General features: G+C 40.1%; 11 protein-coding genes. 10 read left to right on the top strand and 1 reads right to left on the bottom strand.

Going from position 1 to position 14914, the window contains the following annotated elements:
- The first annotated feature begins 146 nt into the window (after nucleotides 1–146).
- From JJN12_RS11270 to JJN12_RS11260, 3 genes are all read left to right on the top strand, one after another.
- Nucleotides 147–506 carry a hypothetical protein gene (locus JJN12_RS11270; protein ID WP_208429779.1) on the top strand — a complete coding sequence of 120 codons (360 nt, stop codon included), beginning with the start codon at nucleotides 147–149 and terminating at the stop codon, nucleotides 504–506.
- Nucleotides 507–671: 165 nt separating this feature from the next.
- On the top strand, nucleotides 672–1628 hold the full coding sequence (locus JJN12_RS11265) for an HTH domain-containing protein (RefSeq protein WP_208429778.1): 957 nt from the start codon (nucleotides 672–674) through the stop codon (nucleotides 1626–1628).
- The gene (locus JJN12_RS11260) at nucleotides 1612–2367 is read left to right on the top strand and encodes a hypothetical protein (RefSeq protein WP_208429777.1); all 756 of its coding nucleotides are present in this window, start codon (nucleotides 1612–1614) and stop codon (nucleotides 2365–2367) included. Before JJN12_RS11265 ends, JJN12_RS11260 begins: the two co-directional genes overlap by 17 nt.
- Before the next feature lie 445 nt (nucleotides 2368–2812).
- Here JJN12_RS11260 and JJN12_RS11255 read toward each other — a convergent pair whose 3' ends face one another.
- On the bottom strand, nucleotides 2813–4051 hold the full coding sequence (locus JJN12_RS11255) for a transglutaminase domain-containing protein (RefSeq protein WP_208429776.1): 1239 nt from the start codon (nucleotides 4049–4051) through the stop codon (nucleotides 2813–2815).
- A gap of 203 nt (nucleotides 4052–4254) precedes the next feature.
- On the opposite strand from JJN12_RS11255, the gene JJN12_RS11250 reads away from it, so the two are divergent.
- The 7 genes from JJN12_RS11250 (at nucleotide 4255) to JJN12_RS11220 (ending at nucleotide 14910) form a co-directional block, all read left to right on the top strand.
- Nucleotides 4255–4551 (top strand): septum formation initiator family protein, encoded by a 297-nt coding sequence (locus JJN12_RS11250; protein WP_208429775.1) that lies wholly within the window; start codon nucleotides 4255–4257, stop codon nucleotides 4549–4551.
- Nucleotides 4552–4605: 54 nt separating this feature from the next.
- On the top strand, nucleotides 4606–6000 hold the full coding sequence (gene tilS / locus JJN12_RS11245) for a tRNA lysidine(34) synthetase TilS (protein WP_208429774.1): 1395 nt from the start codon (nucleotides 4606–4608) through the stop codon (nucleotides 5998–6000).
- Nucleotides 6001–6011: 11 nt separating this feature from the next.
- Nucleotides 6012–6539 carry a hypoxanthine phosphoribosyltransferase gene (hpt, locus tag JJN12_RS11240; protein WP_208429773.1) on the top strand — a complete coding sequence of 176 codons (528 nt, stop codon included), beginning with the start codon at nucleotides 6012–6014 and terminating at the stop codon, nucleotides 6537–6539.
- A 30-nt stretch (nucleotides 6540–6569) separates the two neighbouring features.
- The gene (gene ftsH, locus JJN12_RS11235) at nucleotides 6570–8405 is read left to right on the top strand and encodes an ATP-dependent zinc metalloprotease FtsH (RefSeq protein WP_208429772.1); all 1836 of its coding nucleotides are present in this window, start codon (nucleotides 6570–6572) and stop codon (nucleotides 8403–8405) included.
- A gap of 377 nt (nucleotides 8406–8782) precedes the next feature.
- The gene (typA, locus tag JJN12_RS11230; protein WP_208429771.1) at nucleotides 8783–10615 is read left to right on the top strand and encodes a translational GTPase TypA; all 1833 of its coding nucleotides are present in this window, start codon (nucleotides 8783–8785) and stop codon (nucleotides 10613–10615) included.
- Between the two features lie 155 nt (nucleotides 10616–10770).
- Nucleotides 10771–12585 (top strand): threonine--tRNA ligase, encoded by a 1815-nt coding sequence (thrS, locus tag JJN12_RS11225; RefSeq protein WP_208429770.1) that lies wholly within the window; start codon nucleotides 10771–10773, stop codon nucleotides 12583–12585.
- 96 nt (nucleotides 12586–12681) lie between these two features.
- Nucleotides 12682–14910: a diguanylate cyclase gene (locus tag JJN12_RS11220; protein ID WP_208429769.1), complete on the top strand. Its 2229-nt coding sequence runs from the start codon at nucleotides 12682–12684 to the stop codon at nucleotides 14908–14910.
- The last annotated feature ends 4 nt before the right edge of the window (nucleotides 14911–14914 follow it).

Below are 14914 nucleotides of genomic sequence, written 5' to 3'. Positions count from 1 at the left end.
AGCGGATGCCGGAGCGAGTCTGAAATGTTATCATTCGGAGCGTCACTTAGTTTAGATCATATAACTCGACAAATTAGAAGTTGTATAGGTAATGCACAGCCGTTAATTTCACAGAAGATACGCTTATTCACCGTTAAAATATTTTCATGAAGCTTTCAGGTATCAAGCTTACCATTCCTAAAACAATCAAGGGATACGATAAAATAAGCTACCAGGCCATTAAAGAAGACAAGTTCATTCAGGTATATTATAGAAAGGATGATAACAACTACATTGTAGTGAGAAAGGCTGTATCAAAGAAGAATATAAGTGGTGATTATACCAAGTATAAAAACACCAAGAAGGTAACAGTTAAGGGTAACAAGGTAAAGCTTCAGGGTAATGGCAAGACCTATTCACTTGCAACCTGGACAAAGGGCAAGTATTCATTTTCAGTAGGCATCTACAATGACGGTAAGGGTATGAGCCTTAAGGAGATCAAGAACATAATAGGTCAGGTAAAATAAAATAATAAATTGACCAAGTTTTTAACGAGAGGTGTTAAAGCCTCTCGTTTTATTAATGTAAAAAAGAGTGTATAGGGGAAAGTATTCCATAACATAAAAAATTTGCATCTTAACATATTTTATGTTAAGATATAAAAAATAATGTTTAGATTTGAGGTAAAATAGATGGAGGAGATATTAAAAGAGATATTACATATCCCTGTTAAAGAAAAGGCTTTTGATGGGGAAAATAAACTTCCGTTGCTATTACTTGGGCTTTATGACATTAAAGTATTTATGATAGGCAAAAAAAGTGTGTATATGATTCAACCAAAAGAACATGTATCTCTTCCACAATTAAAAAAACACTTCGCCAAGCTTAAAATGCTACTGGGTGAAGACTGTATTTTATATGCTGACAAGTACACACAGTATGGGATTTTTAGATTAATTGAACTTAATATTCCGTTTATATTTGGCAATAACAATATTTATCTTCCCAATCTAGGCATACGGATTCATGATAAACCAAAGGCGAAATTGCCTGATGTAAAGCAGTTTTCTCCATTCACACAGAAGCTTGTATTGATGGCCTTATACTGTGGATGGAAGACTATTTCAGGGAAAGAAATCGCGGAATTCCTTAAAGTCTCAAGAATGACTGTAAATAGGGCCTTAATTGAACTGGAAGCCCTTTCTTTACCACTTACGGAAATTAAAGGAAAAACTAAATATTTTAAAAATGATTTTTCTAAGAAAGAATTATTTGGAGTATGTGAAGAGTACCTGGTAAGCCCTGTAAAAAAGACTGTGAAATTAAAGCATATTCCTGATTATACATTTGTAAAAAGTGGGGGTTCTGCTATTGCTGAATACTCTTTGCTTGGAGAAAGTGCCTATCCGGTTTTTGCTATAGATAGGGAAGGATATAGTAAACTTGAGATAAAACAGGAAGAAATAGTAGCAAAGGGAGAAGAACCTGCCTGTATTATCCAGATTCATAGATATTTAATTGATAAAAATGGCGTAGTTGATCCAATTAGCGCAATACTATCTATGTCTAGTAGTGAATTGGAAGATGCCAGAGTTGAGCAGGCAATTGAGGAGACTAAGGAAGGAGTTTTCAATGGTAGGTGGACTTAATAAATTTAAGGATTACTTCTCGGAATATAAAGAACAATATGTTTTAATCGGAGGAGCAGCCTGTGACATTGTTATGGAGGACTTCGATAGTTCTTTTCGTGCAACAAAAGATTTGGATATTGTATTGATTGTTGAGGCTTTAACGCCAGAATTTGGCAGGGCTTTCTGGAAATTTGTTAATGATGGGAAATATAGAAACAAGAGCATTAGTACAGAACATCCGCATTTTTACCGTTTTGATAAGCCTGAGGAACATGGATTTCCATATATGTTAGAAATATTTTCAAAAAGCGGATTTGAAATTAATTATCATAACGCTAATCTAATTCCTTTACATTTTGATGACAGTGTTTCAAGCTTGTCAGCTATACTTTTAAATGACGCGTATTATGATATTCTTCTTGGCGGAAGAATGGAGATAGATGGAGTTCGTGTACTTGCACCTGAGTACATTATTCCCTTTAAGGCAAAAGCGTGGTTGGACTTATGTGATAAGCGGGATAGTGGATACCCTGTAGATGAAAAGGATATAAAGAAACATAAAAATGATGTAGCTAGACTTACTACAATTCTAAGTGAAGCCAATGTTATACAATTGCCTAAAGAAGTTGTCCTTGATATGCAGGAGTTTATTCGGGAATTTGAGCAAGTTCCTGTTGATATTAGGGCCCTAAAGATTAAAGGTATTACGAGCCAACAGATTGTAAATAGATTAAAGAAGATATATCTAAGAAGTTAAAAGCAAGAGAATATTAGGTTTTAGGAAAAAATATACGTTTTTTAAAACAAAAATTTTTAATTTCCCTGCAACAATTTATGCCCCTCATTTGTGTATATAGTGAAAAGGCAAATGAGCCAAAAAAAAACCAATACGGAGGAAATTAATAATTCTATCCCTTGAAATTGATCCTATAAAACGATAAACTCATATTCAGACCAACCCATAGTACTTGATTTGGTCTGAATTATGGGCAGCCACATTGGACTTATACCTGCATAGATGAAGCTTTTAGGTGATAAAAGTTAAAGGAATGAGAATACGGTTATTCACGCAAACTGTAAAAAAGAAAATGAAATCATGTAATTAGTACAATTACCATACCAAAACCTGATATTTTAAAACAGGTTTTGGTATGGTGGTTTGGATAATATAAGGGTATAATTGCATTATTATAAACTATGCATTATTTAGCATCAGCCTTTAATGCATAATCCTTATTTGCCACAGGATACTTGTGGGCATCCCACTCGTGGTGGCCTTTTTTCATAGAGAGATCGCCTTTTAGGTAATAGTCTCTGGTATTATAATACTGGTACTCGTTCATCCAGCTTTTTTGACCACGGTTCCAGGTAGCATCCACATGATACCATTTGCCGTCTACTCGTACCATGTTCCAAGCGTGTAAGGTAGTCTTGTTTACATAACCTGTTATGTAGATTGTATCAAGTCCGGCCTCGGTTGCAAGCCTGTAAAAGAGCTTAGCCTTGGCATCACAGACGCCGCCCTTCTTATAAAGCAGGGCAAAAGAGCTATACACGGAGTATTTGCCTAACTTTTCATCTTTTACGCTTTTGCCTCTTGTGAGGTAGTTTCTGTTGTCACCAAAGGTATACCTGTACTGGGATACGATGTAGTCATTGATTGCCCTGACCTTTTCCTCATCGCTCATACTGTCCTTGATATGCTTATCTACCCAGTTCTCTACAAAGTCTTCCAGATGATTTACCTCTTTTTTGGTAATCTCATAATCAGTCTTTATTATCCACTTATAATAACCGTTGTAAGTGCTTTTTATGGAATTAAAATTCTTGTAATACCTGCTGATATCGTTAAATTCAGGTATTGCATAGAGCTTTTCCCAAAAAGCTGTGTACTTCTTTGTGTTATTTAAATCAAGGGCATTTTTATCCAGATTAATATGGAAATCTCTGTCCAGATTCTTTGCGTGAAGTAACATAAGGTCGGTAAGCTCTTTTTCTGTCTTTATTATAGGCTGTACATCATCAAGTATCTTCTTAGCCTCTGCCTTTGTTATATCATAGCTTACTCTTACCTGCCAGGTGAAGTATCCGTTATAATCATAGGTCAAAGTACGGTCTATATTGGCATGCTCTATTATGTCGTTGTACTGAGGATATTTGGTAAGTTCCTCCCAGAAATCCTCAAAAGCCTTTGGCTCATTCTTAAGTGCCTGATTACTGATAACCAGGGTAAAATCCCTGTCCAGATCGGTTATGTGCTTAATAAAAGCATTTACTAGCTGCTTTCTTGTTAGTATGGCATTTTGGTTAAGTGCTACGCTTCCTTCTATAGGTAAATTCTCTACAGTACCTGCATATACAGGCACATTTCCTGAAAATGTAAAAGTCGTACTTAAGTATAATAACGCCAAACCAACCAGCTTATGGTTTGTCTTTTTCATGTTTACCTCTTTATTGTTCTATTATTTTTAACGATATTATCTATATCGGCAGTAACACAAAAAAAGTAACATAGTTTCAATTAATATTTTAAAAAGCAATATAATGTTTAATTTGTTACCTGGAGGTCAATATCTAGTGGCTTGTAAAATGTTAGTAAATAGGCTAAAATAGAAACATATTTAAAGTGGATGGAGAGACGGTTATGGCAGGGAGAAGAAGAAGACGTACCGGCAAGCTCGGGAAAGTGCTTTGCGCGGTGTTTGCTTGTTTGTTCCTAACTATCATCAGCATCAATAAGTTTATGCTGGAGGACAGGTTAGTACAGGCAAAGGTTAAGAATGAGGCTATGAAGGCCTATTTAGAGAGCGAAAAAGACAGGGCAGAGGAGCTTGAAGGTCTTAAGGCTGAGATGAAGACAAGGAAATTTGTTGAGGAAACCGCCAGAGATAAATTTGGTTTAGCCTACGAAAATGAAATAGTATTTGAACCGGGAAAATAAAAGGTCTGACAACCGCCAGGTAGTCAGGCCTTTGATTGTCGCTAAGGGGATGAAATGGACAGTATAGATAAAATCAAGGCAGTTATTAAAGACAATGAACTTATTAAAGAGGGCGAGAGAGTGGTAGTAGGCGTATCCGGAGGAGCAGATTCGGTATGCCTCCTTCTTGTACTTAAGGAGATAATGCCCCTAGAGTGTATAACCGCTGTACATATAAATCACGGAATCAGAGGGGATGAGGCCGCAAGGGATGAGGATTTTGTTTTACAGCTTTGCAAAAGACAGGATATCAGGCTTGAAATCAGACGGCTGGATGTTCCGCTCTTTGCAAGAGATAATAAAGTCTCAGAGGAAGAGGCAGGACGCATCCTTAGATACAGAGTATTTGAGGAAATCAGGCTCCTATACAAAGCTGATAAGATAGCTGTTGCCCACAACTTAAATGATGTGGCGGAGACCTTTCTTATGAATCTCTCAAGAGGAAGTGGAATAACAGGGCTTACAGGTATAAAGCTAAGAAGTGGTGTACTAATCAGGCCTCTTATTAAGACAAGCAGGACAGAGATTGAGGAAATAGTTACATACTTAGGAGAGGGCTTTATCACGGACAGCACCAATAACAGCCTCATTTATACCAGAAACAGGATAAGAAAGAGGGTAATTCCTGAGCTTGAAGAAGTGAATGAAAGGGCTGTAAGCCACATTAACGATGCCTGTGAGAGACTTGAAAAGATTGAGGGCTACATTATAAAAGAAGCTGCGAATGCGTATAAGAGTTATGTGACCAAGGGTAAAGATATATTTATTAGCAATGAAATATTGACACTTGATGAGGTAATAATAGAAGAAGTACTTCATAAAGCACTGTCAGAAGCGGCAGGAAGGGCAAGAGATATAGGAGGTGTACACATTTCGTACCTTCTTGAGCTTTTTAGCAAGCAGGTAGGCCGTGAGATTGACCTCCCATACCAGGTAAGAGCGTTTAGAGAGTATAAAGGAATAAGGCTTAAAGGGAGCGCCAACAAGTCTGAGTCGGGAGAAAGCACACAGGTGCTGCCTGAGCTTTTGCTTCATACTGAGGATGTAGAAGGCATTTCTACGGTTGCATCAGAGGAAGATAATATAAGGCTCACATTTGAAGACGGAAGTGTAAAAAATCTTAGTCAAAACAGTTGTATCAGATGGTTTGATTATGATAAAATAGCTGAGAATGTAATGGTGCGCTTCAAGGAAGAGGGTGACTTCCTCGTTATTTCACCTGAGGGAGATAAGAAGAAGCTAAAAAAATATTTTGCAGACAGCAAGATTCCTTCGGATAAAAGAGGCGAAATCCCGCTTGTGGCTTCAGGAAATGAAGTCCTTTGGGTAGTAGGCTATAGAACAGGTGAAGGCGCAAGGATTACACAGAGTACGAAAAAGTTGTTAAAAATGGAAATAAAAAGGAAGTAGTGGAGGAGAAAATGGAAGATAAGATTACTACATTATTAAGTGAACAGCAGGTTTCATACCGCATAAAGGAGCTTGCAGAAGAGATTAACAGAGACTATGAGGGAAAGGCAGTACATTTAATCTGCATTCTTAAGGGCAGTGTATTTTTCACTACAGAGCTTGCCAAGCACATAACAGTGCCTTTAACTATGGACTTTATGTCTGTATCAAGCTATGGCAATGCTACAGAGAGTAGCGGCAGGGTAAGAATAGTAAAGGACCTTGACGAGGGTATAGAAGGAAAAGATGTACTTCTTATCGAGGACATCATTGACTCTGGCAACACCCTATCCTTCCTTCAGGATATGCTTAGGACAAAGAAGCCTAACTCGCTTAAGCTTTGCACCCTCCTTGACAAGCCTGAACGAAGGGTGGTAGAAGGAATCACCGTGGACTACGTGGGCTTTGAGATTCCTGATGAGTTTGTAGTGGGCTACGGTCTTGATTATGCTCAAAAATATAGAAATCTTCCATACATCGGCGTAGTGCATTTGGACTAAGGATTATTTTAAGCGAAACAGGAGAATAAGGTGAGAAAACAAACCAGAGGAATAGGAACGTACTTTATAATACTGGCTATAGTTGTGATTGCTATGTTTTTATCTGACAATCTGTATAACATAAACCGCAACAACTATAACTATGAGAATTTTAAGACAGATCTTGGCAAAAAGATTGTGGATTCTGTGGATATTTTCCAAAATCAGGCAACCCCAACAGGTGAAGTAGAAGTAATCATAGGTAAAGATAAGAATCAAAGAAATGAAAGCTTTTATGTTCCTGACGTAAATGAAGTAGTCAATCTGTTAAGGCAGGAGGGCTTTACCTCGTATGTAATGCACGATATAACCAAGCAGAGCTGGCTGGTCACCCTTATGCCTTATATGCTCATTTTTGTTATGTTTTTTATAATGATGATGATGATGAGCGCCGGCCCTGCTATGGGCGGAGGCGGCGGTGCAGGCAATGCCAAGATGGTGAATTTTGGTAAAAGCAGGGCAAGGATGTCGTCTGACAAAGATAAAAAGGTTACCTTTAATGATGTGGCAGGACTAAAGGAAGAAAAGGATGAGCTTGAAGAGATAGTGGATTTCCTTAAGAACCCTGCAAAGTACAACAGTATAGGTGCAAGGATACCAAAGGGTGTCATCCTTACAGGCCCTCCGGGAACAGGTAAGACCCTTCTTGCCAAGGCAGTTGCGGGAGAAGCGGGAGTGCCATTCTTCTCAATCTCAGGTTCGGACTTCGTAGAGATGTTTGTCGGTGTAGGTGCTTCAAGAGTCCGCGATTTGTTTAGCGATGCCAAGAAAAATGCTCCTTGTATAGTATTTATAGACGAGATAGATGCTGTGGCAAGAAGAAGGGGTACAGGACTTGGCGGAGGACATGATGAGAGAGAACAGACACTTAACCAGATGCTTGTAGAGATGGATGGATTTGGTGTAAATGAGGGTATCATAGTGATGGCGGCTACCAACAGGGTAGACATCCTTGACCCTGCTATCCTTCGCCCTGGCAGATTTGACAGAAAGGTAGCGGTAGGCTATCCGGATGTAAGAGGAAGGGAAGAGATACTAAAGGTACATTCAAAGGGCAAGCCTCTTGGAGATGATGTAAACCTTGAAGAGGTCGCACGTACTACCGCAGGCTTTACAGGTGCTGATCTTGAGAATCTCTTAAACGAGGCTGCCATAAGAGCTGCTTCCGAGAATAGAAAATACATAGTTTCAGAAGATATCAAAAAATCATTTATTAAAGTAGGAATAGGAACTGAGAAAAAGAGCCATATTATATCAGAAAAGGAAAAGAGAATCACTGCTTATCACGAATCGGGACACGCTATACTCTTCCATGTACTTCCTGACGTAGGACCTGTGTATACCATTTCTGTTATACCTACAGGAAATGGTGCAGCGGGCTACACCATGCCTCTTCCTGAGAAGGATGAAATGTTCAACACAAGAGGCAGGATGAAGCAGGATATCATAGTAACCCTTGGAGGCCGTGTGGCTGAGGAGCTCATCCTTGACGATATCACCACAGGGGCTTCAGGTGACATCAAGCACGCAACCAAGGTTGCAAGAGCCATGGTTACCCGCTTTGGTTTCACCAACGAAATAGGCCTTATCAACTATGAAAATGATGATGACGAGGTATTTATAGGTAGAGACCTTGCACATACGAGGGCTTACAGTGAGGAGACTGCGGGCAGGATAGACGAAGAAGTTAAGAAGATAATAGACGAGTGTCACGTGGAAGCAAAGCGCATAATATCTGAGCATATGGACGTGCTCCACGCCAGTGCAAAGCTTCTTATGGAAAAGGAAAGGATAACCAGGGAAGAGTTCGAAGCCTTATTTAGCTAAAAGTACTTAGAAACCACGCTTATTAATGTTAATAAGGAAAAAGAGACATTTATAGTTTAAAATGACAGATGATTTTTTATGGTCTCTTTAAATACAAGGTAATTATTAATAGAAAAATTGCCAGAAAAAATTTAAAGTTTGTGCAGACTTATTGCGTTTTTTCTGCTATACTAATAAGCGTAAACCCCAATACATTATATAGTTTTTGCTACACCCCATAAGTAACAAAAATACCTTCTCCGAAGAGGTCGGCTCCCCCAAGCCGGCCTCTTTACTTTTAAAATGTCCGGGGATTAAATATTTTTGACACCTGTAACCTATTGTGATAAAATCTTAAGGTTAACAAACAATCAGCATTTGGAATGAGGTAAAAAACGATGGCTTTAGCTAAAAGAAATGATATCAGAAACGTTGCAATCATAGCCCATGTAGACCACGGCAAGACTACACTTGTAGATGAGCTCTTAAAACAGAGCGGTGTGTTCAGAGCGAATCAGGAAGTTGCAGAGCGTGTTATGGATTCAAATGACATAGAGCGTGAAAGAGGAATTACCATACTAGCCAAGAATACGGCAGTTACATACGGAGATGTAAAGATAAACATAATTGATACACCGGGACATGCAGATTTTGGTGGTGAGGTGGAGCGAGTTCTTAAGATGGTAGACGGGGTTATCCTTGTGGTAGATGCCTTTGAAGGTGCCATGCCACAGACCAGATTTGTGCTTACCAAGGCACTTGCACTTGACCTCCCTGTTATCTGCTGTGTAAACAAGGTAGACAGGCCTGAGGCCCGCCCTCACGAGGTTGTGGATGAGGTGCTTGAGCTTCTCCTTGAACTTGATGCCAGTGAAGAACAGCTTGACTGTCCATTTATCTTTGCATCTGCCAAGGCAGGCTATGCTTCCCTTGATCCGGATGTGAAGGGTACGGATATGAAGCCGCTCTTTGAGACAATCCTGTCACACGTGCCTGCACCGGAGGGAGACAGCGAGGCTCCTCTTCAGGTTCTTATAAGTACAATAGATTATAACGAATATGTAGGCCGTATCGGTATCGGTAAGGTAAGTAACGGTACCATCAGGGTAAATGGCGAGGTTATGCTTGTTAACCACCACGATGAGTCAAAGAAGCAGAGGGTTAAGGTAACAAAGCTCTATGAATTTGACGGGCTTAACAAGGTAGAAGTTGAATCTGCTACCATAGGAGCTATTGTTGCAATCTCAGGAATTGCCGATATACATATTGGAGATACTCTTTGCGATGTAAACAATCCGGAGGCCATTCCTTTCCAGAAGATATCAGAGCCTACCCTTGCTATGAATTTTATAGTAAATGACAGTCCTTTTGCAGGAACTGAGGGTAAGTTTGTCACCTCAAGGCACCTTAGGGACAGGCTCTACAGAGAGCTTAATACAGACGTGAGCCTTAGGGTAGAGGATACTAATACCACAGAGGCGTTTAAGGTATCAGGAAGAGGCGAGCTTCACCTTTCCGTACTTATTGAAAACATGCGCCGTGAGGGCTTTGAGTTTGCGGTAAGTAAGCCTGAGGTACTATACAAAGAGGATGAAAAGGGTGGAACTCTTGAACCTGTTGAACAGGCAATTATAGATGTACCAGATGAATTCTCGGGAGCAGTTATATCTAAGCTTTCAGAGCGTAAGGGCGAGCTTAGAAATATGACCACCAACGCAAGCGGAACCACAAGGCTTGAGTTCATCATCCCATCCAGAGGACTTATAGGATACAGAGGTGAATTCCTCACAGATACCAAGGGAAACGGTGTCATCAATACTATATTTGAAGGCTATGTGCCTTATAAGGGAGAGATTAGCTACCGTGGACAGGGCTCACTTATTGCTTATGAGACAGGTGTGAGCGTGACCTATGGACTCTTCAATGCGCAGGAAAGAGGAACCCTCTTTATCTCACCTGGTGAGAAGGTCTACAGCGGTATGATAATAGGACAGAATGGAAAGGCTGAGGATGTAGAGGTGAATGTATGTAAGACCAAGCACCTTTCCAATACCCGTTCATCAGGCTCTGATGACGCACTAAAGCTTTCTCCTCCAAGGATACTTAGTCTTGAGCAGGCTATTGACTTCATAGAGACAGATGAGTTGCTTGAGATTACTCCTAAGACACTCAGAATAAGAAAGAAGATCCTTGATCCTCTTGCAAGAAAGAGGGCAGCAAGAAGAAATTAAAAAGGCTTATATACACCTGTTATTAAACCAGGCTTGGGCTGGATTTATGGGATTTTCAGATTTGTATTTATGATAAAAAAGGTGTATAATAAATCAGATAGGCATTTTATGATTATATTAGTTTTGCTTTAGGCGAAATTACAAGGAGATTTAAGATGGAAAGAGAAGAATTTTTACAGGTTTACCGCCATTCTTTAGCACATGTGCTTGCAAAGGCAGTGTTTGAGATATTTGGTGACAGCGTTCAGATTGCTATAGGACCACAGATAGAAGATGGTTTTTACTATGACTTTGTACTTCCAAGGGCAGTGACAGAGGACGACTACAAGGTTATTGAAGATAAAATGCGCGAAATCCTTAAGCGTAAAGAGACTTGGACAAGAAAAGAGCTTACCAAGGAAGAGGCCCTTGAGAAGTTCAAGGACCAGAAGTTTAAGGTTGAGATAATCAATGACCTTCCTGAGGATGCCATCATCTCTACCTACAACACAGGAGATGATTTCTGCGACCTTTGCCGCGGGCCTCATATTGATAACTCAGCAGAGCTTCTAAATGTAGCCTTTCAGGTGAAGTCCGCTTCAGGTGCTTACTGGAGAGGTGACGAGAAGAGAGACAGGCTTCAGAGAATATATGTCTATGCCTTCCCCACAAAGGATGAGCTTAAGGCACATCTTAACCTCATTAAGGAGGCTCTTGAGAGAGACCATAAGAAGCTTGGACCAAAGCTTGACCTTTTTATGTTCAATGAGACTGCACCGGGTATGCCTTACTGGCTCCCAAGAGGCTGGAGGCTGTATCAGGAGCTTATCAAGTTCTGGAGGAAGATACACGTTAAGCACGGTTATCAGGAAATATCAGCTCCTGTCATCAACAACCGTAAGCTATGGCTCATAAGCGGCCACTGGGCTCATTATGTAAACAATATGTTCATCGTACCGGGCTTTGATGATGACCTTACACAGAGAACCTTACAGAATATAGAGCTTGATTCAGATTCTACCTATGCAGCAAAGCCTATGAACTGTCCTAATGCGATGCTTACCTACAAGAGAACAGTTCATTCCTACAAGGAGCTTCCTATCAGATATAACGAGATAGACGTTATTCACAGAAAAGAGAAGTCAGGCCAGCTTAATGGACTTTTCAGAGTTCAGGAGTTCAGACAGGATGATGACCATACCTTCGTAATGGAATCTCAGATAGAAGAAGAGATTGCTGACGTAATGGAGGTTGCAGACCAGATATATAACACCTTTGGCATCACATACAGGGCTGAGCTTTCAACCCGTCCTGATGACTTTATGGGAGATATAGAAGTATGGAACCGTGCTGAGGCAGCGCTTAAGAAGATACTTGACAAGAAGTACGGCGAGGGCGGTTACGAGGTAAATGAAGGAGACGGAGCCTTCTACGGCCCTAAGATTGACCTTCAGATTAAGGATGCTCTCGGAAGAGAATGGCAGTGTGGTACTATCCAGCTTGACTTCCAGCTTCCACACAATTTTGAGCTTTCATATCAGGACAGCGATGGAACCATCAAGCAGCCTGTGGTTATACATAGAGCTATCTTTGGTTCATTTGAAAGATTCATCGGTATACTTATAGAAAACTACAAGGGAGATTTCCCATTCTGGATATCCCCTTATCAGGTGGCTATCGTACCTATCAGAACAGAGCATAATGAATATGCTAAGGAGATTGAGGATGCCCTCTTTGAGATGGGCATAAGGGTAGAAGCCAACTATGACGATAAGAACATGAATGAAAAGATTAAGGGCTTCAAGCTAATGAAGGATCCTTACATCATTGTAGTAGGAGACAAAGAGAAAGAAGAAAGGACAGTATCCATTACAGTCCGCGGACAGAAGCAGCAGATGCATGGCGTGCCTCTTGATACCTTCTACAAGATGGTTAAGAAACTTCAAGATACCAAGGCGGGCGAGCTTATTAAGGACATATCTGAAATCTAAAGGCAATATAGGCAGTAATGCGATGAGTGTTGCTGCCTAATGTTTAAGTTTGGATATTTGGTTTATAGCTCTTGTGACAGGCGTTAGGGGAATAATATGAATATAGATAATTATATTTCATTAAAGGCAGAGAATATTCACAAACAGCTTATATCAGACATCTTGTTAAATGCAGAAGGGGCAAATGAGCTACTTGACAGACTTACGGAAACCATCAGATATAAGGAAGACTATGTCTGGCGTGCGAGCGTGGAAACAGCAAAGGTTTATCTGTTCATACGACGAGGGAATCCGTCAGAGGTTATTAAAAAAGGAAGCGGGCTTGTGGAAATAGCGGCCTTGCTTCAGGAATGGGAACTGCTTTCGTTTGACTATAATATGATAGGAAGTGCCTACTTTATGCTTGGTATGTATGAAAAGGCTATGGAATACTATTATAGCGCGATAAATAATGAAAGGGAACATGGATTAAGGAATATATTACCTGCGGCATATGGCAATATCGGAAGGATATTTCTGAATTTAGGAATATATGAAAAGGCCGTCGAGCATCTAAGGCCTGCTCTGATATACTTTGCTGACGCAGACAAAGATTACTTTAGGCTTGGCGAAAAAATAGTGCACATCTTGTCGGATATCATGTCATCAGTAACAATGCTTGAGAACCCTAATGTGGATGAGATTCAGGATATCTTAGAGCAGCTTGAGGCCATAGATGGTGAGAAACTTAGTGCAGAAGTTGCCTATGTGTACTATCTTGGCCTTATGGCTTACTTTTTTTGGATAGAGGACTACATCAGGGCAAAAGAGGAATTCTCCAAAGCTTTGGCAAGAGCTAAAGAGAGGAGAATATATAAAATAGCCGTACTATATTCATTTGTGGAGGGCTGCCATGTACATGGCTTAGATCTTGATTTCTTTGCTGAGGTGCTTTTAGAGATTGAAGAGATGGCAACAGATGAAGAACCAATAAGTGAGCCGATGATTTATGACTATTTAAGGCATTATTATATAAAGCAGGGAGATACCTATAAGGCCGATAAAATACAGCGTAATTATAAAACTTTTCTTGAAAATAAATTTGAATTAAACAGGCAGAAAAAGGCTGAGTCACTTGAGATATTTGAGAGCTTGCTTAAGCTTGGAGAAAGCCTTCGCTTTAATGTTGACAAAAATAAAGAGTTTGAGCTGGTTGCAAAGGAAGCAATACGTAATAAAAACGAGCTTCAGAGAACCTATGACAGATTCAAAATGATTCACGAAATAGGAATCAAGCTTACTTCCTCGACCAATCTAAACGAGGTGGTCAATCTCATCTACAAGAACATGCGTGAAAATATACCTGTAGACGCTTTTATAATCATGTCAGCAGAACCGGAGAATAATCAGTTGCGCTCCTTACTCTGCTACAATATGGGTAAGGAAAATGCTGAGTTCACAGTAAGTCTTGACAGTAAGGAAAGCGCCTTTGTAAGGTGCTGTATGACCAATAGCATAATAACCTCGGAGGATGAAGGGTTTACGCCTCATTTCGATTATGAAACATACAGTATTTATGAGATTGCCAAGGGGACAATGAAATCAGCTCTCTTTATTCCACTTACGATAGGGGATAAAGTTATAGGTGCTTATTCAGTTCAGAGTAGATTTGAAAATGCATACAGGCCTGAAACTATCGACTTTTTAAGGGAGCTAAAGCCTTATCTTGTGATAGCTCTTAACAATGCTGTTCATGCAAAAAAGCTTGAAACTGAGATAGAAAGAAATAAGGAGATTCAGGAAAAGCTAAGAGAAGCTAACAGTAGGCTTAGCAAGATGGCAGGAATAGATGCCCTTACACAGATAAGTAACAGAAGGGAGTTTACTGAGAAGTTCTATCAGCTTCGTATTGAGGCGGATAAGGCAGACAAGCCTGTCAGTGTCTTTATGTTTGACATAGATGACTTTAAGAAATTCAACGATACCTATGGCCATTTTGAGGGAGATGAGGCCCTTAAGAAGGTTGCGGGTGTTATAAACAATAATATTATCAAAAACGACGGAATCGCAGCCCGCTTTGGCGGTGAGGAGTTTATCAGTGCCTGTATGGGGCTATCTGAGGAAGAAAACCTTGCCCTGGGTGAAAAGATAAGGAATGAGGTGCTTGAACTGGGTATCAATAACATAGATACGAGGCTGGGTACATTAAGTATAAGCGTCGGAATAGCCATATCCAATCCGGGGAGAATAGTGGTCAAGTCAGAGATTATGAGCCTTGCAGATGAGATGCTGTATGAGGCCAAGAAGTCCGGAAAGAATAAGGTTGTGATGAAGGTAGTGGAGTAATACG

Source organism: Catonella massiliensis (assembly GCF_016651435.1).
Lineage (GTDB): Bacteria > Bacillota > Clostridia > Lachnospirales > Lachnospiraceae > Catonella > Catonella massiliensis.
The sequence above is the reverse complement of the archived record's forward strand: the minus strand, read 5'-3'. Positions and strand labels throughout refer to the sequence as shown.

Coding starts and splice junctions, on each gene's coding strand:
- tilS (WP_208429774.1), top strand. CDS start 4,606: ATGGACAGTATAGATAAAATCAAGGCAGTTATTAAAGACAATGAACTT.
- JJN12_RS11265 (WP_208429778.1), top strand. CDS start 672: ATGGAGGAGATATTAAAAGAGATATTACATATCCCTGTTAAAGAAAAG.
- JJN12_RS11255 (WP_208429776.1), bottom strand. CDS start 4,051: ATGAAAAAGACAAACCATAAGCTGGTTGGTTTGGCGTTATTATACTTA.
- JJN12_RS11270 (WP_208429779.1), top strand. CDS start 147: ATGAAGCTTTCAGGTATCAAGCTTACCATTCCTAAAACAATCAAGGGA.
- thrS (WP_208429770.1), top strand. CDS start 10,771: ATGGAAAGAGAAGAATTTTTACAGGTTTACCGCCATTCTTTAGCACAT.
- JJN12_RS11260 (WP_208429777.1), top strand. CDS start 1,612: ATGGTAGGTGGACTTAATAAATTTAAGGATTACTTCTCGGAATATAAA.
- JJN12_RS11220 (WP_208429769.1), top strand. CDS start 12,682: ATGAATATAGATAATTATATTTCATTAAAGGCAGAGAATATTCACAAA.
- hpt (WP_208429773.1), top strand. CDS start 6,012: ATGGAAGATAAGATTACTACATTATTAAGTGAACAGCAGGTTTCATAC.
- JJN12_RS11250 (WP_208429775.1), top strand. CDS start 4,255: ATGGCAGGGAGAAGAAGAAGACGTACCGGCAAGCTCGGGAAAGTGCTT.
- typA (WP_208429771.1), top strand. CDS start 8,783: ATGGCTTTAGCTAAAAGAAATGATATCAGAAACGTTGCAATCATAGCC.